Here is a 24,154-nt window from a genome sequence, read left to right as displayed (position 1 = left end):
GCCGCTCAGCTGACCGGCAAGGGGCCCGCCGTCCTCGCCGCCGCGTCCTTCACGATCCCGCTGATATCGCGAAGCTGCTCGCCCAGCGGCGTGGAGCGCCGCCAGATCATCCCAATCGTCCGCTGCGGCCCCGGCGCGTCGAAGCGCGCGATGGACACGTCGGCCGATCGGGTCTCGACGCCGACCGCCATCTCGGGGATCAGCGTCACGCCAAGGCCCGCGCCCACCATCTGCACCAGCGTGGACAGCGACGAGCCGTCCATCATCTCGCGCGGGGCCGAGGCCGTCATGTTGCAGAACGACAGCGCCTGGTCGCGGAAGCAATGCCCCTCTTCCAGCAGGAGAAGCCGCATCTCGCGCAGGCGCGCAGGCCCGGGCACGGGCCGGTCGGCGTCCGCGCCGGGGCGGACCAGCACGAACGCCTCGGTGAACAGCGCAACCTCCTCGAACGCGGTCTCCGAGACAGGCAGGGCGACGATCGCGGTGTCGAGGTTGCCGTCGGCCAGTTCGGACAGAAGGCGCGGCGTCACCGTCTCGCGCAGCTGCAGGTCGAGGCCGGGATGCCGCGCGGTCAGCTCACCCACGATGCGCGGCAGCAGGTAGGGGGCGACGGTCGGGATCACGCCGATGCGGATGCGCCCGGCAAGCCTGTCGCGGGCGGCCCGCGCCATGTCCTCGACCTCGTTCACCGTCCGCAGCACGTCGCGCACGCGGTGAAGAACCTCCTCGCCGAAACCCGTCAGCGTCACGGTGCGCGAGCCGCGCTCGAACAGGGGCGTTCCCAGCTCGCGTTCCATGTCGCGGATCTGCATGGACAGCGCGGGCTGCGTTATGGCGCAGGCATCCGCCGCGCGCCCGAAGTGCCCCTGGCGGGCGAGCGCATCGAAATAGCGCATCTGTTTGAGGGTGACGTTCAGCATAAGGAATACTTATCATGACAATTAGATAAATCAACTTTTACTGATTGGTTGGGAATGGTAACCATCAAGCAGGAAGCGGGGAATCGACGTGTCGGCGGCCATCCGGCCCGCGTCTAGCCCCGGCGAACGCAAGTTCACAGCCAGCGAAAATCGGAGAGACGAGATGATGGACGGAGACGACAGGCCGAGCGGCGGCAAATGCCCGGTGCTGCACGGCGCGATCACCGAGACCGGACACAGCGTGACGGAGTGGTGGCCGAAGACGCTGAACCTCGACATCCTGCACCAGCACGACACCAAGGTTAACCCGCTGGGCGAAGCGTTCGACTACCGCGAGGAGGTCAAGAAGCTCGACTTCGAGGCGGTGAAGGCCGACGTGAAGGCGCTGATGACCGAAAGCCAGGACTGGTGGCCCGCGGATTACGGCCACTATGGCGGCCTGATGATCCGCCTAGCATGGCACTCGGCCGGCTCCTACCGTCTGGCCGATGGCCGTGGCGGCGGCGGGCATGGCAACATCCGCTTCGCGCCCCTGAACTCCTGGCCCGACAACGGCAACCTCGACAAGGCCCGCCGCCTGCTGTGGCCGGTCAAGAAGAAGTACGGCAACAAGCTGTCCTGGGCCGACCTCATCCTGCTTGCGGGCAACATGGCGTATGAATCGATGGGCCTGAAGACCTACGGCTTCTCCTTCGGCCGCGAGGATATCTGGGCCCCCGAAAAGGACACCTACTGGGGCGCCGAGACGGAATGGCTCGCCCCGTCCGAGAACCGCTACGAGGATCTGGCCGACCCCTCCACGCTGGAGAACCCGCTGGCGGCGGTCCACATGGGCCTGATCTACGTCAACCCCGAGGGCGTGAACGGCCAGCCCGATCCGATCAAGACGGCCGCGCAGGTGCGCGAGACCTTCGCGCGGATGGCGATGAACGACGAGGAGACCGCGGCGCTCACGGCTGGCGGCCACACCGTCGGCAAGGCGCACGGCAACGGCGACGCGGCCGCGCTCGGCGCCGAGCCCGAGGCCTCGGAAATCGAGAACCAGGGCTTCGGCTGGATGAACCCGCACATGCAGGGCGACGCCTCGAAGGCCGTGACCTCGGGCCTCGAGGGCGCGTGGACGACCAACCCGACCCAGTGGGACATGGGCTATTTCGACCTTCTGTTCGGCTACGAGTGGGAGCTGACGAAATCACCCGCGGGCGCCAACCAGTGGCGGCCGATCGACATCCGGGAAGAGGACATGCCGGTCGATCCGGTCGATCCCTCCAAGCGCGTGATGCCGATGATGACCGACGCCGACATGGCGATGAAGATGGACCCGAGCTACCGCAAAATCTGCGAGAAGTTCATGGCCGATCCCGACTACTTCGCGGACACGTTCGGCCGCGCATGGTTCAAGCTCACGCACCGCGACCTCGGGCCCCGGACCCGTTACATCGGTCCGGACGCACCTGCCGAGGACCTGATCTGGCAGGACCCGATCCCCGAAGGCTCGACCGACTACGACGTGGCGGCGGTCAAGGCGGACATCGCGGGGGCCGGGCTTTCGGTCTCGGACATGGTCTCGACGGCGTGGGACGCGGCGCGGACCTACCGCCAGTCCGACCTGCGCGGCGGCGCCAACGGGGCGCGCATCCGCCTCCTGCCGCAGCGCGAGTGGGAGGGCAACGAGCCCGAACGCCTCGCCAGGGTGCTGGCGGCGCTGGAACCCATCGCCGCGAAACACGGCGCGTCGGTCGCCGACGTGATCGTGCTGGCCGGCAATGTCGGTGTCGAACAGGCGGCGAAGGCTGCGGGCTTCGCGGTCGAGGTGCCCTTCACGCCGGGCCGTGGCGACGCCACGCAGGAGCAGACGGACGCCGAAAGCTTCGAGCCGCTCGAGCCGATCTCGGACGGGTTCCGCAACTGGATGAAGAAGGACTACGCCGTCGCCGCGGAGGAACTGATGCTCGACCGGGCGCAGCTTCTGGGCCTGACGGCGCCCGAGATGACCGTGCTCCTTGGCGGGATGCGGGCGATGGGCGCCAACTACGGCGAGGCGCGGCACGGCGTCTTCACCGACCGCGAGGGCGCGCTGACGACGGACTTCTTCGTGAACCTCACGGACATGTCCTACAAGTGGCTGCCGAAGGCGTCGAACCTCTACGAGATCGTCGACCGCAAGACCGGCGAGACCAAGTGGACGGCGACCCGCGTGGACCTGGTGTTCGGCTCGAACTCCATCCTGCGTGCCTACGCCGAGGTCTACGCCCAGGACGACGCGCCGGAGAAGTTCGTGAAGGACTTCGTGTCGGCCTGGACGAAGGTCATGGAGAACGACCTGTTCTGAGCGTCATGCAAAACGACGTCCGGCCGACCGCTCCACGGCGGTGGCCGGACCCGCAAGACGGACGGCGCGGGGGTGACCTCGGGCCGTTCCTCATTGGGGGAGGCGTCAGCCGCAGGGCGTGTCCGCGGCCGGGACGCCCGGCGACACGAAAAGGCGCAGGGTCAGGGACCGGCCATTGGTGTAGTTGGTGCCGCTGATCTCGGTCAGGTCCGGCACGCCCTCCGGCGCGCTCATGCCCTCGGGCAGCTCGCCGGGCGCGATCCAGGCCGCGCGGCCGGGCGCTTCGGCAAGCCAAGCCAGCGCGCCCGCGCCGGTCGTGAGCAGGGTGTCGGTGCCGAAGCGGAACACGAGGCTCGGTTCGCTGAACCCTGCGATGGCGGGCGGCGGGCTCAGGCACGAGAGCCGCTCCATCGCCTGCGCGAGGCGCGGCGTCACCCAGAATTCCCGCGCGGCGGGAAGGCTCGCGGCGGTCAGGGTCCACGCCATGACGATCCCCGCCAGGGCCAGCGCCGCAGTGCCGCGCGCTGCCTCGTCGCGGTAGAAGGCCACCGTTCCGTATAGCGCCAGCGCCGCCAGCGCGACGCCGCCGAGCGTCGGCCAGACGGCAAGGCCGTCGCCGAAGGCGATCGGCGCGCCGATGGCGACGACGGCGAAGGCGACCGTCCCCAGCGCGAAGCCCGCCGCGCCGACATGCGCCGCCCAGCCGCGGAACCGCGCCGTTCCGTCGAGCATCGCGGCCAGCGGGATGGCGGCCAGCAGCAGAAGCGCGGGATAGACCGGAAGGGTGTAGTGGATGAGCTTGGTCCACACCGCCTCGAACACGATCCACGTGGGCACGATCCAGCCCAGAAGGAACGCCCCCTCGTCGCTGCGGCGCAGGCGCCAGCCCGTCACGACGGCAAGCGGAAGCAGGAGCGTCCAGGGCCAGAACGTCACCCAGACGAAGGCGAGGTAGAGGCCGGGGGGCATCCCGCTGTGCTCGCCCGTGGCGGCGAGCTTCTCGGCCATGTCGCCGCCGATCGAGGCGGTAAGGAACGCGCCGTCCGTTCGCAGCATGATGGCAACGAACCAAGGCAGCGTCAGCAAGAGCATCCACGCGAGGCCGGGCAGGGGCCGCAGACGCGCCGCCCAGCCCACGCCCCGCGCCTTGATCGAAACCCACGCCGCGGCGGTGAGGACGGGCAGCAGGATGACCGGCCCCTTCACCAGAAGCCCCGCGGCGAGTGCGGACCAGAAGATCGCCGGAACGCCCGGCCCCTTCACCTGTCCGAGCCACGCGCGCGCCATCACGCCCATCGCCAGCACGATCGCCAGCAGCAGGGTCGCGTCCGTCTTGGCCGTGCGCGCCTCGGCCGACAGCATGTAGACCGTGGCCAGCATCACGCCCGCCAGAACGGCCGCGCGCCGCCCCACGAGCGGCGTTCCGGCCCAGACCAGGGCAAGCGCTGTCAGCGCGCCCATGAGGTAGGAGGGCAGGCGGTGCACCCAGATCCGGTCGGTGCCCGTCGTGCCGGTCAGCTCCAGCACCGCCGCCTGCATCCAGTAGACGCCCACTGGCTTCACATGGCGGGCGGCATCCTGAAAGCGGATGTCGACCCAGTCGCCCGTCTCGGCCATCTGGCGGCTTGCCTGCGCGTAACGCGCCTCGTCGCGGTCCTGCACAGGAAGCTCGGACAGGCCGACGGAGAAGCTGACCAGCGCCAGCACGAGGACCCAGAGCGGCGCGAGGCGCGAGGCCAGGCTCCGCCGCTTGGGGCCGGACGCGGAGGGGGCCTCGGTCATGGGGCGGCTATTCCGCGGCGGGGCCCGGACGGTGCACGGCGTCGGCTTCCGCGGCCTCCGCCTCGGCGGCGAGGCGGTCGGCATGTCTGGACTTGCGGATCAGCACGAGATTGCGCGTGTAGACGATCAGGCCCATCGACTGTCCGAGGATGAAGACCACGTCCTCGCGGTAGATCGCATAGGACAGAAGCATTCCGCCGCCCAGGATGGAGAGATACCAGAACGCCACCGGCACATAGGAGCGGCCCGCGCGTTCCGAGGCGATCCACTGGATGATGAAGCGCATCGAGAAGGCCACTTGCGCGGTCAGCCCGAGGACGACCCACCAGAACTCGACCCAGCTCTCGATCCGGAGGAAGGCGAAGATTGCTTCGGTCATGGCTGCCTTTCCGCGCCGCCGCTGGCGTCGATCGTGATGTCGCCGGGGCCGAGCGCGCGCCGCCGGCGGATCAGCCAGGCGACCCCCAGAAGGTCGCTGAAGCCCACGATGGCCCGGCCGAGATTGGTGTATTTCGATTGGCCCGCCGTGCGCGGGCGGTGCGAGACGTCCACATGGGCCACCTCCCAGCCGTCGCGCTGGAACAGCGCGGGCAGGAACCGGTGCATGTGGTTGAAGTAGGGAAGCGCGAGATAGGCGTCGCGCCGGAACGCCTTGAGCCCGCATCCGGTGTCGCGGGTGCCGTCGTTCAGCATCCAGCCGCGAAGCTTGTTGGCCGCGCGCGAGGCGATGCGCTTGGCGGCGGGGTCGTTGCGCCGCTTGCGCTGGCCCGCCACGAGGCCCAGCCGCCCCGAGCTGCCGGGCGCCAGAAGCGGCGCAAGCACGTTCGGCACGTCCTCGGGAGGGTTCTGGCCGTCGCCGTCCAGCGTGCAGACGAGCGGCGCGCGCGCCGCGCGGACGGCGTCGTGAACCGCGGCGGACTGTCCCGCGGGGCGGGCATGGGTGACGATCGTCATCGGCAGGTCGGGGTGGGCGGCCGCGAAGCCGCGCAACGCCGCGGCGGTGTTGTCGGTCGAACCGTCGTCGGTCACGCAGATCTCGAACGGCCCCAGCGGCGCGGCGGCGCTGCGGCAGGCCTCGAGAAGCTCGGCGGCCGTCTCGCCCTCGTTCAGCATGGGGATCACGATCGCGAAACGCGGGGCGGCCTCGGACGGGGCCGCGTCATCTCGCTGTTCGGTCTGTCCGCTGGTCATCGCCGCCATCGCCTGCACGGCCGGCGTCGCCGGCCCTGGTGTCTCGGTTTGGCGGGGGTGTATGCCGAAAGGACCGGCGAGAAAAGCCGTTTCCCCGCGACGTGACGTCCGCGGGCGTCAACTCGCGTAGCGTGTTGCGCCCCTGCGGCGTTCGTCCAGAGGTTCCGACAGCACCAGCGCGTTGTGCGCGCGCTGCTCGCAGTTGGCGCGCGGGCAGATGCGGCAGTTGATGCCGATGGGCGTGGGGTGGGCGGGGCTCGCGCCGAGATCGCCCGCGTAGGCGATGCGGCCGATCTGCTCGACCGAACAGCCCATGGCGACCGCCAGCCGCACGTCCTGCGCGTGGCGCGTGACGCTGGGGCGGTCCACCGTGCGCGCAAAGACGAAGAACTGGCTGGCATCGGGCATTTCCACGAATTGCGGCACGATGCGCCCCGGCATCCGGAACGAGGTGTGCACGTCCAGCCGCGGGCAGGCGCCGCCATATTCGGCGAGGTGGAAGTCGGTCGCATTGAAACGCTTGGTGACGTTTCCGGCCTTGTCGATGCGCAGGAAGAAGAACGGCACCCCCTGCGCGCCCGAGCGCTGCAGCGTCGTCGCGCGGTGGCAGGCCTGTTCGAAGCTGACCCCGAAGCGGGTGGCGAGGTGGTCGAAATCGTATCTCGAGGCCAGCGCCTCGGCGAGGTAGGGGCCGTAGGGCATCAGCACGGCAGCCGCGAAGTAGTTGGCAAGCTCCACCCGGCAGCGGGCGAGGCCGTGTGCGTCGGTGATCCCCGACTGCGCCAGAAGCTCGTCGAGAAGGCCGCTCAGCTCCACGAGGCCCGCGACGTGGACCAGCTGGAACACGCGGTTGGGATGATCGAGCGCCTCTGAAAGCAGCACTTCGCGCCGCGCTTCGTCGTACTCGCGCAGCGTGCCGGCCATCTCGTCCACCTGAGCCAGCCTGACGCGCAGGCCGAGCCGGTCGCGAAGCACCCCCTTGGCCTCGGCGTAGACGTCGTCGGGGGCGACGCTGCGGCCCTCCCAGAAGGCCTCGGCCGCCGCCTCCAGCACGTCGAAATGGTTGTGGTGGCGGCGGAAGAAGTTGTGCACCGCCGCCTCGGGCGAGGTGGTCAGGAAGGTGCCGTCGCCCTCGCCGCTGGAAGCCAGCGTCATCAGCTGGTCCGTCGCCGCCAGCCACGCCCGCTGCAGCTTGAGGAAAGCGGCCACGAGGTCGGGGCTGTGGATCTGGGCCGCGCGGAGCTGTGGCAGGTCGGGGCGATGGCCGTCGAAAAGGTCGTCCTGAAGCGCCGCGCGCAGGTCGGCGAGCACCGCGGTGTCGTCGTCCTCGGCGATGTCGCGCCAGTCGACGCCGTAGACCTCGAACAGCTTCAGGAGCACCGGCACCGAGACGCTGCGCTCGTTCTTCTCGAGCAGGTTGACGTAGGAGGTGGAGATGCCGAGCGCGCGACCCATCTGCGCCTGCGTCTGTCCCTGTTCCAGCCTGAGGCGGCGCAGCCGGGGTCCGATGAACGTTTTCAGCATACGGTTGTATCCAGAAAAATTTACAAATTCACGGATTCTATAGCATGTAAATTCTCGCATTCACAGCAGGACCCGGAAGCGTTTCTCGAATCCGGCGCGCCTGCGCATGGTTGGGGCGACCCCGAGACGAGGAAGGGAGACGCGACCATGAAGACCGGCCATACGCACCTGTTCATTCCAGGCCCGACGAACGTCCCCGACGAAGTGCGGCGCGCCATGAACGTGCCCCTGGAGGATATGCGCGCGCCCGATTTCGGCGAGCTGGCGCTGGGCCTCTTTGCTGACCTCAAGCGCGTGATGCGCACCCGCGCGGGCGAGGTCTTCATCTTTCCCGGCTCGGGCACCGCCGCGTGGGAGGCCGCGATCACCAACACGCTCAACCCCGGCGACAAGGTCCTGATGGCCCGTTTCGGCCAGTTCTCGACGCTCTGGGTCGAGATGGCCGAGCGTCTCGGCCTCGACGTCGAGGTGATCGACGTGGCCTGGGGCGCGGGCGTGCCCGTGGCCGAGTTCGAGCGTCGCCTCGGCGCGGACAAGGCCGACGAGATCAAGGCCGTCTTCGTCACCCACAACGAGACCGCGACCGGCGTGACCTCGGACATCGCCGCCGTGCGCCGCGCGCTCGACGCATGTTTCCACGACGCGCTCCTGTTCGTGGACGGCGTCAGTTCCATCGCCTCGATCGACTTCCGCATGGACGAGTGGGGCGTCGATCTGGCGGTCACCGGCAGCCAGAAGGGCCTGATGTGCCCCGCGGGCCTTGGCATTCTCGGCGTAAGCCCGAAGGCGCTGGAGGCCGCGAAGGCCTCGACCATGCGCCGCGCCTATTTCGAGTTCGCGGACATGGCGAAGATGAACGCCGACGGCTACTTCCCCTACACGCCGCCCACGCCGCTTCTGCGCGGACTGCGGGCCGCGCTCGACAGGATCTTCCGCGAGGGGCTGGACGAGGTCGTGGCCCGTCACGCGCGGCTGGCCGAAGGCATCCGCCGCGGCGTCCATGCCTGGGGGCTGGACCTTGTGGCCGAGCATCCCTCGCTCTGGTCCGACACCGTGTCGGCGATCCGCACGCCGGCGCAGGTCGATGCCCGCGACGTCCTGCGCATCGCCTACGAGGAGATGAACACGAGCTTCGGTTCGGGGCTGGCGCGGCTTCAGGGCCGCGTGTTCCGCATCGGGCACATCGGCGACTTCAACGAGGGGATGGCGCTGACCGCGCTCTCCGTCGCCGAGATGGCTCTGGTGCGGGCGGGCGCCCGGATCCAGTTCGGCGCGGGCGTCGCGGCCGCCCAACGGCATTTCACCGGCTCCGCCGTGGCGAACCCCGCGCTGCGGGTCGCCGCCGAATAACCTCCCGCACATCACGAGGAGATCCCGCGCAATGTCCCACACGCTTCACCCGCTTCGGCGGCAGCGGCTCCATCGTTCCGAACTGGCCGTTCCCGCCTTGAACCCCGCCATGATCGACAAGGCCGCCGACAGCGCCGCAGACGTCGTGTTCCTCGACCTCGAGGACGCCGTCGCCCCGCCCGAGAAGGAGCAGGCCCGCAGGAACGCGGTGCAGGCCTTGAACGACATCGACTGGGCCGCGAAGGGCAAGACCGTGTCCGTCCGGATCAACGGGCTCGACACGCATTACATGTACCGCGACGTGGTCGACATCATGGAGCAGGCGGGCGACCGGGTGCATACGCTGCTCGTGCCGAAGGTCGGCGTGCCCGCAGATCTCTACATGGTCGAGGCCCTCGTCAACCAGATCGAACACGGCACCGGCGTGCGGACCCGCGTGGGCATCGAGGCGCTGATCGAGACGGCGCTGGGCATGGCCAACGTCGAGGCGATCGCGCGGTTCGGCGGCAGGCTGGAGTGCCTGCATTTCGGCGTGGCGGACTACGCGGCCTCGATGCGGGCGCGCACGGTCAACATCGGCGGCCTCAACCCGGACTATCCGGGCGATCAGTGGCACGCCGCGATCACGCGCTTGGTCATCGCCTGCCGCGCCTACGGCCTGCGCGCCGTGGACGGGCCCTTCGGCGACTTTTCGGACCCCGAAGGCTACAAGGCCGCCGCGCGCCGCGCCGCCGCCCTCGGATGCGAGGGCAAATGGGCGATCCATCCCAGCCAGATCGCGCTGGCCAACGCGGTGTTCAGCCCTCCCGAGGCCGAGGTGTCGCGCGCCGAGCGCATCATCGAGGAGTTGAGGAAGGCCGAGGCCGACGGACGGGGCGCGGCCAGTCTCGACGGCAGGATGATCGACGCGGCCTCGGAGAAGATGGCGCGCAACGTGATCGACATGGCCGGCGCCATAGCGGCGCGGGCCTGAAGCACCGGCGTCCCGGCCGGGGAGGGCCCGGGCGAAGACTGCGACCGGCGCGACGCCGGCCACCGGGAAGGAGGAGCCCGACATGGACATCCACGAACATCAGGCCAAGGAAATCCTCGCGGGCTTCGGCGTGCCGGTTCCGAAGGGCGGCCTGGCCTTCTCGCCCGAACAGGCGGCCAGCCGCGCGCGCGAGCTGGGCCTGCCCTGCGTGGTCAAGGCGCAGATCCATTCCGGCGGCCGCGGCGAGGCGGGCGGCGTGAAGCTCTGCCGCACCGAAGCCGAGGTCCGCGAGACCGCGGCGCGGCTTCTTGGCCGGACCCTCGTCACCGGGCAGACCGGGGCCGCGGGCAAGCTCGTCGAGCGCCTCTGGGTCGAGGAGGCCACGGACATCGCGCGGGAGACTTACCTCGGCTTCGTCCTCGACCGGAAATCCGAGCGCATCATGATCGTGGCCTCGCCCAGAGGCGGCATGGAGATCGAGGATCTCGCACGCGAGGATCCCGACAGCCTGCTGCGCATGGTGATTGACCCTGCCGCGGGCCTCCTGGACTTCGAGGTGCGCGACCTTGCCTTGCGGCTCGGGCTGACGGGCGCACAGATCGGCCGGATGACGACGACGCTCAGGGCCTGCTACCGCGCCTATCGCGACCTCGACGCGATGATGGTGGAAATCAACCCGCTCGCCGTGACGGGGGCGGGCGACCTCGTCGCGCTCGACGCGAAGATGTCCTTCGACACCAACGCACTGTTCCGCCGCCCGCAGGTCGCGGCCTGCCGCGACCCCGGGCAGGAGGACCCGCGCGAGGCGATGGCCGCCGACAACGGCCTCGCCTATGTCGGCCTCGACGGCGACATCGGCTGCATCATCAACGGCGCGGGCCTCGCCATGGCGACGATGGACATGATCCACCTTGCCGGCGGAGAGCCCGCAAACTTCCTCGACATCGGCGGCGGTGCAAGCCCCGAGCGCGTGGTGACCGCCTTCCGCACCGTGCTTGGCGACCCCGAGGTGTCAGTGATCCTCGTGAACATCTTCGCGGGCATCAACAGGTGCGACTGGATCGCGAGGGGCGTCGTGCAGGCCTTCCGCGAGGTCGGCCCCGGCGTGCCCGTTGTCGTCCGCCTGTCGGGCACCAACGTGGAGGAGGGTCGCGAGATCATCCGCGCCTCGGGCCTCCCGCTCATCTCCGCCGACACGCTTGCCGAAGCCGCGGAGGCCGCCGTGCGCGCCCGTTCGCGGCCCGTCGCCGCCGAATAAGGAGCCCGTTCCATGGCCATCCTGATCACCGAAGAGACCCGCGTCATCGTCCAGGGCATGACCGGCCGCATCGGACGCTTCCACGCGCAGGAGATGATCGAGGCGGGCACCCGCGTCGTGGGCGGCGTCACGCCGGGGCGCGGCGGAAGCTTCGTCCTTGGGCGCCCGGTCTTCGACACGGTGCGCGAAGCGGTGGAGGCCACGGGCGCGGACGCCTCGCTTCTGTTCGTGCCGCCGCCGATGGCCGCCGACGCGATGATGGAAGCCGCCGAGGCGGGCATCAGGCTGGCCGTGTGCGTGACCGACGGCCTGCCCGCGCAGGACATGATGAAGGTCAAACGCTTCCTGCGCCGCTACCCGAAACAACGGAAGATGCGCCTGATCGGACCGAACTGCGCGGGCATCATCAGCCCCGGAAGGGGTTTCATGGGGATCATGCCGCCGCACATCTACACGCCGGGCCGCGTCGGAATCGTAAGCCGTTCGGGCACGCTGGGCTACGAGGCGGCGTCGCAGATGCAGGCGCTGGGGATCGGCGTTTCCTCGTCGGTGGGCATCGGCGGCGACCCGATCAACGGCTCGTCCTTCCGCGACATCCTCGAGCTGTTCGAAAACGACCCCGACACCGACGCCGTCATCATGATCGGCGAGATCGGCGGCCCGCAGGAGGCCGAGGCCGCGGCCCATGTGCGCGACCGCATGACCAAGCCCGTGGCCGCCTACGTCGCCGGCCTGTCCGCACCGAAGGGGCGCAGGATGGGGCACGCGGGGGCCATCATCTCGGCCTTCGGAGAAAGCGCGCAGGAAAAGGTCGCGATCCTGCAGGAGGCGGGAATCGCGGTTACGCCGAACCCGTCATCGATGGGCGATACGGTGGCGCGGATCCTCGCCACGAGGCAAGCGGCATGAGCCGGGCGGAGCATTTCAGAATGATCGACACGACGCGTGCCGCCGACTGGATCGGCCGCACCGAGGTGGCCACGGGCTGCCTGACCCCGCAGCTTGCGGGAATGCTGGGCGCCGCCGTCTCGCACCCTCTCGCGGCCGAGCGCGATACGGGCGCGGGCGCGTGTCTTCCGCAGCTCTGGCACTGGGCCGCGTTCCCCGAATTCGTGCCCCTGTCGGAGCTTGGCGAGGACGGGCACCCGAGGCTTGGCCGCTTCCTGCCGCCGCTCGGGTTCGGGCGGCGGATGTGGGCGGCGGGCCGGGTGTCGTTCGAGGGCCGGCTGCGCATCGGCGAGGGCTTGCGGCGGACCTCCGAGATCCGGGCGGTGACGCCGAAGACTGGGGGCGCGGGCGAGATGGTCTTCGTGACCGTCGCGCATCGGATCGAGGGCGAGACCGGCGCCTTCGTCGAGGAGGAACAGGACATCGTCTACCTGCACATCCCCGACCGCTACACGGCCCCCGCACGCATGCCCGACCTGCCAGCACCCGATTTCGAAGAGGCGGTTGCGATCAACGAGGCGCGGCTTTTCCGGTTCTCGGCCGCGACCTACAACGCGCACCGCATCCACTACGACCTGCCCTACACGCAGGGTGTCGAGAAATACCCCGCCCTCGTCACGCACGGGCCGATGCAGGCGATCATGCTGATGGAGGCCGCGACGCGCCACGCGGGCGCGCCGCCCCGGCGCTTCCGCTTCCGCGGCGTGCATCCGATGTTCCACGACCATGGCCTGCGCCTGCAGGGACGCCGCGCGGCGGACGGGCTTTCGATGGACCTCGGCACCGCCGCGCCGGAGGGCTACCTGGGGATGACGGCAACGGCGGAGTGGGCCTGATGGGCATTCTCTCGGGCATGAGGGTCGTGGAGGGTTCGGCCTTCGTGGCGGTCCCGCTGGCGGGCATGACGCTGGCGCAGATGGGGGCCGACGTGATCCGCTTCGACCGGCTCGAGGGCGGTCTCGACGCCGGGCGCTGGCCGGTCACGAAGGACGGTCGGAGCCTTTTCTGGGCGGGCCTGAACAAGGGCAAGCGGTCGATCGCCATCGACATGAGACATCCGCGCGGCCGCGAGATCATTTCGGAGATCATCACCGCGCCGGGCGAGGATGCGGGGCTGTTCATCACCAACCTGCGCGTGCGCGGATGGATGGATCACGAGACGCTTTCCGCCCGCCGCCCGGACCTGTGCACGGTCACCCTGTCGGGCGACCGGCATGGCCGGCCGGCGGTGGACTACACCGTGAACCCCGCGCTGGGTTTTCCGGACGCGACGGGGCCCGCGGGCTCGGCGGATCCGGTCGCCCATGTTCTGCCCGCGTGGGACTGCATCGCGGGAAACCTCGTGGTCACGGCGCTGCTGGCGGCCGAACGCAAGCGCCTGCGCCACGGGCGGGGCTCGGCCGTGGAGATCGCCCTGAAGGACGTGGCGGCGGCGATGCTTGGGCACCTCGGCATCATCGGCGAGGTCGAGGTGAACGGGACGGTCCGCGAGAAGTCGGGAAACGCGCTTTATGGCGCCTACGGGCAGGACTTCGTCTGCGCTGACGGCGAGCGGGTGATGGTGATCGGGCTGACGGACCGGCAGTGGCGCGGCCTGGTCGAGGTCACCGGCACGAGCGAGGCCATGGCCGCGCTGGAGGGGCGGGTGGGCGAAAGCCTGTCGGACGAGGGCGCGCGCTGGCGCCACCGCGCGGCGATCACCGAGGTGCTGCGGCCCTGGTTCGCGGCGCGCCGGGTGAACGCCTTCGGGCGCGCGCTCGACGCGGCGGGCGTCACGTGGTCGATGTTCCGCGATTTCGGACGCGCCGTCGCCGAGGACCCGGACCTGTCGCCGGCCAACCCGATGTTCTCGCGCGTGGAGCAGCCGGGGATCGGGACCTACCGGGTGCCCGGCGCTCCGATGGTCTTTTCGGGCGACCCGCGCGAGGCGGCCGTGCGCGCGCCGCTTCTGGGGGAGCATACCGAGGCGATCCTCGGGGACGTGGCGCGGCTTACCGACGGCGAGATCGCATCGCTGTTCGACGCCGGCATCGTGCGCCGGGCCATGCCGCCCGAGCGGCGCATGGCGTCGTGAGGGGCAGGCGCGGCCTCGGGCCCCCGGCTGCGCCGGGACCCGCTCGGCCGCGCCTCGGGGGGCTCTGCCCCCTCGACCCCCGGAGTTTTCCGCAAGGATGAAGGAGGCCCTCAGGCGAGCGCGGCCAGCTTCGCCTCCTGGCGTGCAACCAGGGTTTCGACCTCGGCGATCGTCTCGGCGCCGAGGGAGGGGCCGGGCTTGCGCACCGTGGGGTGGGCGATGGCGCCGCGCTTCGCGAGGGTGTGCTTGCGGATGGCGAGGCCGAGGCCCGGCTGCGCCTCGTAGCGCACGAGCGGCAGGTAGGCGTCGAAGAGATCGCGGGCGCGCGTCTCGTCGCCAGCGTTCATGAGGCGGACGACGTCCGCCATCATCTCGGGGAAGGCGAAACCCGTCATCGCGCCGTCGGCGCCGCGCTTCATCTCCTCGAGCAGGAACTGGCCGCCGTTGCCGCACAGGATCGAGACGCGCCGCGCGCCGGATCGTTCGGCGCGGCGCAGGGCCGAGATCTTCTCGAGGCCCGGCCAGTCCTCGTGCTTGAGCATCACGCAGGTGTCGTGGTCCTTGAAGATCCTGAGGCAGACGCCGGGCGACATCTGAACGCCGGTGACGAGGGGAAAGTCCTGCAGCACCCAGGGGATCTGGCCGAGGGTCTCGGCCACGTTCGCGAAATAGCCGGTGATCTGGTCGTCGGTGCGCAGGCTTCCGGGCGGCGCGACCATGACGCCAGCCGCGCCGTTGTCCATCGCCGTGAAAGCAAGCGCCCGGATAGCGGCGAGGCCGGGGGCGGAGACGCCGACGATCACCGGCACCGAGGCGCGCGCGATCACCCGTTCGACCACGGTCACGGACTCCTCCGCCGACAGCTTGCCTGCCTCGCCCATCATGCCGAGGATGGTAAGGCCCGTCGCCCCTTTCGCCTCGTAGAAGTCGACCATGGTGTCGATGCTTTCGACGTCGAGCGCGCCGTCGGGCAGGAAGGGGGTCACGGCGATGGTGAAGACGCCGCTGGCGGTTTCATCGAGCATGTCTGTCTCCGGGTCTGTGGGTCTGGCCGAGGGGGATGCGGCCGAGCGCCATGGCGACGGCGGCCTGGCAGGGTTCGACCACGGGAATGCCGAGGGCGGCCTCGAGCGGATCGCGATAGCGCGCCATCCCGGCGCAGCCCATCACGAGCACGTCGGCGCCGTCGCGGTCGCGAAGATCCGCGCCGACCGCTTCCATGCGCGACCGTGTGGTTGTGGCGTCGGCCAGTTCGGCCACGCCGAGGCCGAGGGCGCGGTCACCCGCGAGCCTGTCCATCACGCCCATCGCGCCGAAGGCGCGCATGTGGCGCGGGATCGAGGCCGACAGGATGGAGATGACGCCGAAGCGCTGGCCGAGGGTCAGGGCGGTCACGACGGAACACTCCTGTATGCCGAGCGTGGGCTTCGCCGTGCGGTCGCGCAGGGCATGAAGGCCGGGATCGCCGAAACACGCGATGACGAAGCCCGCCGCCGCGGGCTCGAGCCGTTCGGCCAGCGCGAGGAGGGGCGGCACCACCGCGTCGGCCTGGGCCTGGCTTTCGATGCCGGGCGGGCCTTCGGCGAGCGTCAGGCACTCGATTTCGGTGCCGAGTGCGCGCAGCGGGGCGATGGCCGCATCGATCCCCTCGGTGACCGTCCGCGACGAATTGGGATTGATGACGTAGAGGGTGCCCATGGATCAGCGCGTCGCCTGCTGGATCTCGAGCTGGTAGCCCTCGGGGTCCTCGAAGACGAAGGCGCGGATGCCGATCGTGTCGTTGACGAAGAGCCGCGAGAGGTTCGCGAGGCCCTGTTCCCTCGCGTAGGCATACCATGCATCGACGTCCGGAACGCGGATGCAGAGCTGTACGGGCCGCGTCTCGGCCCATTTGTGCATTCCATGCGCCTCGTCCACGAGACCCACGTAAGCGCCTTCGCGGATCTTCATGATCTTGGCGAGGCCGCCCTGGTCGATGGCGAGGGGGAAGCCCATGACGTCGCGGTAGAAGGCCTCGGCGGCGGGCAGGTCGCGGTAGTAGAGAAAGGTGATGGCAAGCTCGTTGGGGCCGTCCGGACGGGTCATTGGGGTCTCCCGGTGAGGTCTGCGGGGATGGTGCCGACGCTGGCGCGGGGAAGCCAGCGGCCGGTTCCGGGCGTGCCGAGGTAGGATCCTTCCTCGACGACGGTTTCACCGCGCAGGATCACCCGCTGCGGCCAGCCGCGGACCGTGGTTCCGGCCCAGGGGTTGTAGCCCACGTTGTCGTGCAGGTCGTCCTCGCCGTAGGTGTGCTCGCGCGCGGGGTCCCACAGGACGAGGTCGGCGTCCATTCCCGGCGCGATGCGCCCCTTCGTGGCGAGGCCGTAGAGGCGGGCGGGCGCGGCAGAGGTGAGTTCCGCGAAGCGCGAGAGGCCGAGGCGGCCCCGGCTGACCATGGCGTCGAACATCAGCGGAAGGCGGACCTCGAGGCCAGGCATTCCGTTGGCGATGGCGGGAAAGGCGGCGTCGGGTCCGGCCGACAGCTTGCCCGTCCCGTCATGGCGGTAGGGCGCGTGATCGGAGGACACAACCTGCAGATCGCCGAGCGCGAGAGCCTGCCACAGGGCCTCCTGGTCGGCCACCAGGCGCTGCGGCGGCGAACACATCCACTTGGCGCCCTCGAGGCCGGGACGGTCGAGGACCTCCTCGGTCTGGAACAGGTAATGGGGGCAGGTCTCGGCCCAGACCGGCGCGCCGCGGGCGCGGGCGGCGCGGATCTCGGCGGCGGCCTCGGCGGTCGAGACGTGGAAGATCATCACGGGCGCGCGGACTGCTTCGGCGAGCCTGCACATGCGGGCGACGGCCTCGATCTCGGCGGCGCGCGGGCGCGAGGCCGCGTGGTCGAGGGGGCGGGTGCGGCCCTCCGCCAGCAGGCGCGCGCGGGCCTCGGCGATGATCGCGTCGTTCTCGGCGTGGATGCAGGTGAGCGCGCCGGCGCGCCCGGCGATCTTGAGAGCGCGGAGGATCCCCGCGTCGTCGAGGCCGATGTTGTAGGTCGTGAAGACCTTGAGCGAGCGGTGGCCCGCCGCGATCAGCGTTTCGAGATCCGCCTCGAAGTCCGGCGCACCGGGGTCGGCGAGGATCAGGTGGAAGGCGTGATCGACCGCCGCGCCGCGCGCGGCCCGCGCGGCATAGTCGGCCGCGGCCTCCGACAGACGCTGGCCCTTGGATTGCGCGGCGAAGGAGATCAGGCTGGTGGTGCCGCCCATCGCGGCCGATCGCGTCGCCGTCTCGAAGGTGTCGGCGTTCATCAGGCCCATGCCCGACATCTGTTCGATGTGGCAGTGCGGATCGACGCCGCCGGGCGTGACGATCAGGCCGTCCGCGTCGATCGTCCTTGCAGCCTCGAGGCCCCGCCCGACCGCCGCGATCCGGCCTTCGGACACGGCGATGTCGGTCGTCGTCACCGTGTCCGGCGTGACGACGCGGCCGCCCCTTATGACAAGATCCCAGACCATGCGGGGCCGACCATGGGCCAGCCCCGTGGCGGTGTCCAGTGGCCTGCCTCAGGCCTCGATCAGGGCCCGCATCTCGGCGAGTTTCTCGCGCACAAGGTCGGGCTTGCCGCGCGCCTCGATGTTCAGGCGCAGCAGCGGCTCGGTGTTGGAGGCGCGCAGGTTGAAGCGCCAGTCCCCGAAGTCGAGGGACAGCCCGTCGGTCTCGTCGCGGCCTTGCGCCCTGGGGGCGTATTCCGCCTCGATCCGGTCGATCACGGCCTTCTGGTCGCCGACGCGGAAATTCACTTCGCCCGAGGAGGGGTAGTTCGCGCGCCGCTCGGCGAGGATGTCCTTGAGGCTCTCGCCGCGGCGGCAGATCAGCTCGACCATGAGCAGCCACGGGATCATGCCCGAATCGCAGGCCATGAAGTCCCGGAAATAGTGATGCGCCGACATCTCGCCGCCATAGACGGCGCCGGTGTCGCGCATGACCTGCTTGATGTGGCTGTGGCCGCATTTCGACTGGATCGCCTCGCCGCCCATCGCGGCCACGACCTCGCGGGTCGACCAGATGATGCGGGGGTCGTGCACGATCTTCTCGCCCGGTTCCTTGGCGAGGAAGGCTTCGGCCAGAAGGCCCACGACATATTCTCCGGGCACGAAGCCGCCCTCGTGGTCGAAGAAGAAGCAGCGGTCGAAATCGCCGTCCCATGCGACGCCGACATCGGCGCCATGCTCGACCACGGGGCCGGCGGTCTTGGGCTGGTTCTCGTCGAGAAGCGGGTTCGGGATGCCGTTGGGGAAGCTGCCGTCGGGCTCGTGATCGACGCGGATGAAGGTCAGCGGGGCTCCGGCCTTCTCCAGCGCCTCGGCGATGGCGTCGAAGGTCGGGCCGGCCGCCCCGTTGCCCGCGTTCACCAGCACCGTCATGGGCTTCAGCGCCGAGACGTCGACGAAGTCCATCAGCTTGGCGACATAGGCGGGCCGCGTCCCCGAGGCGTCGGTCAGCTTGCCGCCGGGGGCGTCCGCGGCGAAGGCGCCGCTTTCGGCCAGCGCCTTGATCGCGGCCATGCCGCTTTCGTTGCCGATGGGGGCCGAGCCCGCCTGGACCATCTTCATGCCGTTGTAGTCCATCGGGTTGTGCGAGGCGGTCACGCAGATGCCGCCGTCCGCACCCAGATGCGTCACGGCGAAGTAGGTCTCCTCGGTGCCCGATAGCCCGAGGTCCAGAACCTCGGCCCCCGCATCCATCAGCCCCCGCGCGACGGCGCCGGCCAGGTCCTCGGAGGAGGGCCGCACGTCGCGGCCGATGACGACGCGGCGGGCCTTCATCACCTCGGCGAAGGCGCGGCCGACGCGGTAGGCGATGTCGGCGTTCAACTCGTCGCCGAGACGCCCGCGGATGTCGTAGGCCTTGAAGCAGGTCAGGGGGTGGGCGAGGGCGTCCATGGGATCTCCGGGCTTTGTTCGGTCGTTTGATGTCTACCCGATCCGCCGCGGCCGTTCCACCCGGGGCGCTTGGCCTCGCCGCGCTTTGCGCTAGGCTGTGCGCCACGCTCAATTTCCGGAGAGGCCATGCTGGTCGTCGCGCCCGATACGATCGCCAATGCCGGTGTCCTCGAGACACGGTCCCTTCCGAAGAAGTTTCTCGGCCGCGTCCAACTGGTGCCCCGCGGGGCCGGGATCGGCCTTTGGGCGCGCTTCGTCGTGGAGATGCAGTTCGTGCGATACATGGCGGCTCTGATCCCGTTCATGATCATTCCCTTCATGTCCTATGACCTCGCGCTTCCGGTGACGCAGGCGCCGCTTGCGATGCTGGTCGTCATCGCGGTGATCGAGCTGAAGGTGCTGCGGCTGTCGAAGGCGGGCCGGGAGCGGCTGGTCTCGGAGGACGAGGCCGCGCGGCGCGTGGACGCCTTCGCCTTCCGGGCCCGCGGGGCCCTGCGCCGGATCGCGGCGCGCCGCGAGATGTCGGAGGGCGAGATCACGCTGGTGCTGGAGCAGTCCGAACTGGCCCGCGTGGCGCCCCTGACGCTGGTCTCCGTTCAGAGCGCGACGCCCGAGCCGCATGTCCTCGACCTCGACGCGGCGGAGCGGGCGATCCTGCACGAGACGCTGTTCGACGACGAGCTGACCGAACGGATGCTGCACGCCGCGAACCTTCGCGACGACACGGCGATCCGCGAGGTGCGCATCGAAAGCCGGAGCGTCTCGGCCCATTCCCGCCTTGCCGCATGGCTCGAACGTCAAGACGAGCGTCAGGCGGACGCGGAAGCGGCGGGGGCCTGAGGGGATGGCAGTCAATGCAAGCGCGATCTCCGCCGGCGAGGCGCTGCGTGTGCTCGAGCACGGCTGGGCGGCGCAGCAGGCGGGCGGCCTGACGACGAGCTGGATGCTTCACGGCCGGCCCGGCGTCGGCAAGACGGAACTGGTGCAGACGCTGGCAGCGCGCAAGGGGGCCGAGCTGTTCGACCTGCGCCTGACCACGATCGAGCCGCAGGACCTGCGCGGCCTCCCGTTCTACGACCATGCCACGGGCCGCACCGTCTGGTACCGGCCCGAGGATCTGCCGGACGACCCTGCGCGGCCCGCGATCCTGTTCCTCGACGAGCTGACCGCCGCCGCGCCGACGCTCCAGCCTACGGTGTATGGTCTTCTGCAGGAGCGCCGCGTCGGCCGCCACCGGCTGCCCGAGAGCGTCTTCATCGTGGCGGCCGGCAATACCGTGGAAGATGGCGCCATCGCCTACGAGATGGGCACCGCCCTGTCCGACCGGCTTGTGCACGTCATCGTTCAGGCCGACGCCGCGGACTGGCTCAGGTCCTATGCGCCGGGCGCGGGCATCCATCCCGCCGTCGCCGCGTTCCTGCGCGCGCGTCCCGACCTCCTCGAAACGACGGAGGAGGCGTTGCGCCGCGGCCATGCCATCGCCTGCACGCCGCGCAGCTGGACCCGCGTCAGCGCCATCATGCGCTCCGTGCCGGACCGCGCCGCGCGTCAGGTCATGATCGCGGGCACTGTGGGCGAGGCGGCCGCCGCCGAGTTCGCGCTGATCGCCGACGAGATCGAGGCCTCGGTGCGGGTGGCCGAGATGCTCCACGCCCCGCGCGGCGACCGGACAGCCATGTATCCCGCCACGCTCCACGGCCTGACCGCGCTGGTCTACGGGCTGACCGGCGCGGTCGATGCGGTGACGCTGCCTGCGGGGATCGAGATCCTTGCCGACATGCGCCGCCTCGAGGGGCCCGCGCACCGCGCCCTGCCGCTTTCGGAGCTGGCGAGCTTCGGTTTCGAGCTCCTGATAGGCCGCGCGCTCGAGAAGGGATGGCAGGAGGCGTTCGCCCGGTCCGACGCCTATGCCGAATATGCCCGCGAGCGGGAGGCCGCGGGCCTGTGAGGCCGGCGCCTTGAGCCGCCATGCGACCCGCGCCGCGCGCGCCCTCGCGCATCTGGGCGAGGCCGACCCGGCGCTCGCCATTCTCGCGCTTTGGTGCGGACACCGCGACGGCGACGGCGCGACGCGCACGCAAGGCAATACGGTGGTGTATGGTCCGGGCTTCGCGACGCTCGGCCTGCCCGAGCAGGTCGGACTTGCCGCGCATCACGTCCTGCATGTCGCCCTGCGCCATGCCGACCGGCAGGCCGCCATCGCGGAGCGCATCGGCGCGCGTTTCGACGCCTCGCTCTACGGGCTAGCCGCGGACGGCATCATCAACGACACGCTCCTGTTGGCCGGCCATGCCCTGCTGCGCCCGGCCGTGACGCTGAGCGATCTGTTGCAGGAGATCGGCCGCCCTGCGAAGTCGCCCGTCGCCGCCTTGGCCGACTGGGACGCCGACCGGCTGGCGATGCTGCTGCATTCCGACCCGCGGATCGCGGAAAAGGCGCGCGAGTGGGGCGCCACGCGCGGTTACGCGCAGGATCTGAGCCTTGGAGAGCCGGACGAGGCGGGCGAGCGCCAGAAGACGGCGGATTGGCGCAACCAGATGCTCCGCGCGCTCGAGGCGGGGCGGAAGGCCGGCGCGGGGATCGGCCGGCTCGGCGCGATCCTGGCCGACATGGCGCCGACCGCGACGGCGTGGGAGGTGGTGCTTCGCGGGCTCCTTGCCCGCGCGCTGACGGACCGTCCCCGGCCCTCGCATCGCAGGCCATCGGCGCGCTGGGCCGCGATGCTGTCGCACGCGCAGGCGCGCGGCGGCCCCGAGCCCGCGTTCCAGCCGGGGCAGGCCCGCCAGTCGGAGCGCCCGCGCATCGCGATCTGCCTCGACACGTCGAGTTCCATCGACCCGCTGACCCTCGAGATGTTCCTTGCCGAGACCGGGGGGATCGTCCGGCGCACCGGCGCCGAGGCGCATCTTCTGGCCTTCGACGCCGAGGTGCACGAGGCGCGCCGTCTCGAGGCCGCGGCGTGGAACGGCCTGCGGGACATGGTGCTGCGCACCGGGGGCGGCACCGATTTCGCGCCGGTCCTCGCCCAGGCCGCGCGCCTGTCGCCGTCCATCGCCGTCGTCCTGACGGATCTAGACGCGCCCTTCGGACCTGCCCCGGCATGCCCTGTCCTCTGGGCCGTTCCGGGCCGTCATCCGCTGGACGAGCCGCCCTTCGGACGCCTCCTCAGGATCGGCGAGGCCTGAGGCTCAGACGCTCTCGCCCGCGCGCGCCGCGCCTTCGCGCTGGGCGCTTTCCCAGTCGGGCGCGATCCAAGCCTGGCGGTTGTCGCGGGGCAGGGGATCGCGGCCGAGGATGTGGTCGGCCGCCTTCTCGCCCACCATGATCGACGGGGCGTTGGTGTTTCCGTTGGTGATCTGCGGAAAGATCGAGGCGTCGGCCAGCCGAAGCCCCTCGACCCCGATCACGCGCGCCTGTGCATCGACGACGGCCATCGGGTCGTCGCGTCGGCCCATGCGGCAGGTGCCGCAGGGGTGATAGGCGCTTTCGGCATGTTCGCGGATCGCGGCGTCGATGGCGTCGTCGTCCCGGGCGGCGTCCCCGGGCAGAAGTTCGACGCCGGCGAAGCGCTGCATCGGCTCCTGCCGGAAGATCTCGCGCGTGAGGCGGATGGCGCGGCGGAACTCCATCCAGTCCTCCTCGTGGCTCATGTAGTTGAACAGGATCGAGGGCGGCGCGGCCGGATCGGGGCCGGTCAGCTCCACGCGCCCCCGGCTTTTCGAGCGCATCGGCCCGACATGCGCCTGAAAGCCATGCGCCGCCGCCGCCGCCGCGCCGTCGTAGCGCACGGCGATGGGCAGGAAGTGGAACTGGATGTCGGGCCATTCGATGCCCGCGCGCGAGCGGATGAACCCGCACGCCTCGAACTGGTTCGACGCGCCGAGGCCACGCCGCGACAGCATCCATTGCGCGCCCACCCAGGCCTTGCCCCAGATGCTCCAGTAGGGGTTCAGGCTGACGGGTTCCTTCGAGGCGTACTGGACGTAGATCTCGAGGTGATCCTGAAGGTTGCGCCCCACGCCGGGCCGGTCGGCCACCACGGGAATTCCCTTTTCCACCAGGTGCCTGGCAGGGCCTATTCCACTGAGCATTAGAATTTTCGGAGAATTGATCGCACCGGCGGCCAGGATCACGTCGCCGCGCGCGCGAACGACCCGCCCATTCGTGAGGCGAATGCCCGTCGCGCGGCCGTCCGAGATCTCGACGCGATCGGCGAGGCCGCGCACCACGCGCACCCGGCCCGTCGCGATGGCGGGCTTGAGATAGGCGTCGGCGGCGGACCATCTGCGGCCCTGCCAGATCGTGCGCTCGAAGGCGCCGAAGCCTTCCTGACGCTCGCCGTTGTAGTCCTCCGTGGCGCCGTAGCCCGCGGCGGCGCCGGCCTCGACGAAGGCCTTGAAGAGCGGGTTCTTCCGCTCGCCGCGCGTGACATGGAGCGGGCCGCCGTCACCGCGCCAGTCCGGGTCGCCGGTCTCGCCGTGCCAGTGCTCCATGCGCCGGAAGTAGGGCAGGACGTCGGCGTGGGCCCAGCCGTCGGCCCCCATTTCCGCCCAGGTGTCGAAGTCGCGGGCGTGGCCCCGGACATAGATCATGCCGTTGATCGAGGACGATCCGCCGATCACCTTGCCGCGCGGGCAGGCCATCCGCCGGCCGCCCATGTGGGGCTCGGGTTCGGTCGTGTAGCCCCAGTCGTACCGTTTCATGTTCATCGGGTAGGACAACGCGCCGGGCATCTTGATGAAGGGGCCCGCGTCGGTCCCTCCATGCTCGATCACGATGACGGACCTGCCCGCCTCGGCCAGCCGGAAGGCCATTGCGCAGCCTGCGGAACCCGCGCCGAGGATGACGTGATCGGCCTCCATCAGCATACCCTCCGA

Annotated in this window: 21 protein-coding genes; 10 read left to right on the top strand and 11 right to left on the bottom strand. The window is 70.3% G+C overall.

The features are described 5' to 3' along the window. Positions 1 to 5 precede the first annotated feature (5 nt). Positions 6 to 920, bottom strand: a complete 915-nt coding sequence (locus P6F26_RS04860) for a hydrogen peroxide-inducible genes activator (protein ID WP_278027522.1) — start codon at positions 918 to 920, stop codon at positions 6 to 8. 166 nt (positions 921 to 1,086) lie between these two features. Between P6F26_RS04860 and katG the strand changes: the two genes are divergently transcribed. After that, on the top strand, positions 1,087 to 3,252 hold the full coding sequence (gene katG, locus P6F26_RS04855; RefSeq protein ID WP_278027578.1) for a catalase/peroxidase HPI: 2,166 nt from the start codon (positions 1,087 to 1,089) through the stop codon (positions 3,250 to 3,252). A gap of 105 nt (positions 3,253 to 3,357) precedes the next feature. On the opposite strand, the gene P6F26_RS04850 is transcribed toward katG, so the two are convergent. From P6F26_RS04850 to P6F26_RS04835, 4 genes are all read right to left on the bottom strand, one after another. Further along, on the bottom strand, positions 3,358 to 5,034 hold the full coding sequence (locus P6F26_RS04850) for an ArnT family glycosyltransferase (RefSeq protein WP_278027521.1): 1,677 nt from the start codon (positions 5,032 to 5,034) through the stop codon (positions 3,358 to 3,360). Positions 5,035 to 5,041: 7 nt separating this feature from the next. Then, a complete protein-coding gene (locus tag P6F26_RS04845; protein WP_278027520.1) occupies positions 5,042 to 5,413 on the bottom strand; it encodes a lipid-A-disaccharide synthase N-terminal domain-containing protein in 372 nt (123 codons plus the stop codon). Next, positions 5,410 to 6,225: a glycosyltransferase family 2 protein gene (locus P6F26_RS04840; RefSeq protein ID WP_278027519.1), complete on the bottom strand. Its 816-nt coding sequence runs from the start codon at positions 6,223 to 6,225 to the stop codon at positions 5,410 to 5,412. The genes P6F26_RS04845 and P6F26_RS04840 overlap by 4 nt, the downstream gene beginning before the upstream one ends. Before the next feature lie 117 nt (positions 6,226 to 6,342). Continuing rightward, on the bottom strand, positions 6,343 to 7,749 hold the full coding sequence (locus tag P6F26_RS04835) for a helix-turn-helix domain-containing protein (RefSeq protein WP_278027518.1): 1,407 nt from the start codon (positions 7,747 to 7,749) through the stop codon (positions 6,343 to 6,345). Between the two features lie 147 nt (positions 7,750 to 7,896). Between P6F26_RS04835 and P6F26_RS04830 the strand changes: the two genes are divergently transcribed. From P6F26_RS04830 to P6F26_RS04805, 6 genes are all read left to right on the top strand, one after another. Further along, a complete protein-coding gene (locus P6F26_RS04830) occupies positions 7,897 to 9,099 on the top strand; it encodes a pyridoxal-phosphate-dependent aminotransferase family protein (protein WP_278027517.1) in 1,203 nt (400 codons plus the stop codon). Positions 9,100 to 9,130: 31 nt separating this feature from the next. Further along, positions 9,131 to 10,072, top strand: coding sequence for an HpcH/HpaI aldolase/citrate lyase family protein (locus tag P6F26_RS04825; RefSeq protein ID WP_278027516.1), 942 nt, complete (start codon positions 9,131 to 9,133; stop codon positions 10,070 to 10,072). 82 nt (positions 10,073 to 10,154) lie between these two features. Further along, on the top strand, positions 10,155 to 11,330 hold the full coding sequence (locus tag P6F26_RS04820) for a malate--CoA ligase subunit beta (RefSeq protein ID WP_278027515.1): 1,176 nt from the start codon (positions 10,155 to 10,157) through the stop codon (positions 11,328 to 11,330). Between the two features lie 12 nt (positions 11,331 to 11,342). Further along, the gene (sucD, locus tag P6F26_RS04815) at positions 11,343 to 12,239 is read left to right on the top strand and encodes a succinate--CoA ligase subunit alpha (protein ID WP_278027514.1); all 897 of its coding nucleotides are present in this window, start codon (positions 11,343 to 11,345) and stop codon (positions 12,237 to 12,239) included. 20 nt (positions 12,240 to 12,259) lie between these two features. Then, positions 12,260 to 13,114: an HTD2 family dehydratase gene (locus P6F26_RS04810; RefSeq protein ID WP_278027513.1), complete on the top strand. Its 855-nt coding sequence runs from the start codon at positions 12,260 to 12,262 to the stop codon at positions 13,112 to 13,114. Next, the gene (locus P6F26_RS04805) at positions 13,114 to 14,352 is read left to right on the top strand and encodes a CoA transferase (protein WP_430736718.1); all 1,239 of its coding nucleotides are present in this window, start codon (positions 13,114 to 13,116) and stop codon (positions 14,350 to 14,352) included. The genes P6F26_RS04810 and P6F26_RS04805 overlap by 1 nt, the downstream gene beginning before the upstream one ends. 110 nt (positions 14,353 to 14,462) lie before the next feature. Here P6F26_RS04805 and P6F26_RS04800 read toward each other — a convergent pair whose 3' ends face one another. The 5 genes from P6F26_RS04800 to P6F26_RS04780 are packed head-to-tail and all read right to left on the bottom strand — an operon-like array spanning position 14,463 to position 19,277. Then, the gene (locus P6F26_RS04800) at positions 14,463 to 15,377 is read right to left on the bottom strand and encodes a dihydrodipicolinate synthase family protein (RefSeq protein ID WP_278027512.1); all 915 of its coding nucleotides are present in this window, start codon (positions 15,375 to 15,377) and stop codon (positions 14,463 to 14,465) included. Continuing rightward, on the bottom strand, positions 15,367 to 16,050 hold the full coding sequence (locus tag P6F26_RS04795; protein WP_278027511.1) for an aspartate/glutamate racemase family protein: 684 nt from the start codon (positions 16,048 to 16,050) through the stop codon (positions 15,367 to 15,369). Before P6F26_RS04795 ends, P6F26_RS04800 begins: the two co-directional genes overlap by 11 nt. Positions 16,051 to 16,053: 3 nt before the next feature. Then, on the bottom strand, positions 16,054 to 16,437 hold the full coding sequence (locus tag P6F26_RS04790) for a VOC family protein (protein WP_278027510.1): 384 nt from the start codon (positions 16,435 to 16,437) through the stop codon (positions 16,054 to 16,056). After that, entirely contained in the window at positions 16,434 to 17,849 is a 1,416-nt protein-coding gene (gene hydA, locus P6F26_RS04785; protein WP_278027509.1) for a dihydropyrimidinase, read from the bottom strand. Before hydA ends, P6F26_RS04790 begins: the two co-directional genes overlap by 4 nt. A 48-nt stretch (positions 17,850 to 17,897) precedes the next feature. Next, a complete protein-coding gene (locus P6F26_RS04780) occupies positions 17,898 to 19,277 on the bottom strand; it encodes a phosphohexomutase domain-containing protein (RefSeq protein WP_278027508.1) in 1,380 nt (459 codons plus the stop codon). A gap of 126 nt (positions 19,278 to 19,403) precedes the next feature. Here P6F26_RS04780 and P6F26_RS04775 point away from each other — a divergent pair, with 126 nt between their 5' ends. From P6F26_RS04775 to P6F26_RS04765, 3 genes are read left to right on the top strand one after another with little or no spacing between them, the layout of a single operon-like run. After that, positions 19,404 to 20,117, top strand: a complete 714-nt coding sequence (locus P6F26_RS04775) for a hypothetical protein (protein WP_278027507.1) — start codon at positions 19,404 to 19,406, stop codon at positions 20,115 to 20,117. Positions 20,118 to 20,121: 4 nt separating this feature from the next. Continuing rightward, on the top strand, positions 20,122 to 21,225 hold the full coding sequence (locus P6F26_RS04770; protein ID WP_278027506.1) for an AAA family ATPase: 1,104 nt from the start codon (positions 20,122 to 20,124) through the stop codon (positions 21,223 to 21,225). 10 nt (positions 21,226 to 21,235) lie between these two features. Further along, on the top strand, positions 21,236 to 22,462 hold the full coding sequence (locus P6F26_RS04765; protein WP_278027505.1) for a vWA domain-containing protein: 1,227 nt from the start codon (positions 21,236 to 21,238) through the stop codon (positions 22,460 to 22,462). 3 nt (positions 22,463 to 22,465) lie between these two features. Here the strand turns inward: P6F26_RS04765 and betA are convergent, their stop codons facing one another. After that, a complete protein-coding gene (gene betA / locus P6F26_RS04760; RefSeq protein ID WP_278027504.1) occupies positions 22,466 to 24,139 on the bottom strand; it encodes a choline dehydrogenase in 1,674 nt (557 codons plus the stop codon). Positions 24,140 to 24,154: the final 15 nt, after the last annotated feature.

Origin of the sequence: Roseicyclus salinarum (genome assembly GCF_029624655.1) — a bacterium.
GTDB classification, from domain to species: Bacteria; Pseudomonadota; Alphaproteobacteria; order Rhodobacterales; family Rhodobacteraceae; genus Roseibacterium; species Roseibacterium salinarum.
This window is presented reverse-complemented; position numbering and strand designations above follow the sequence as displayed.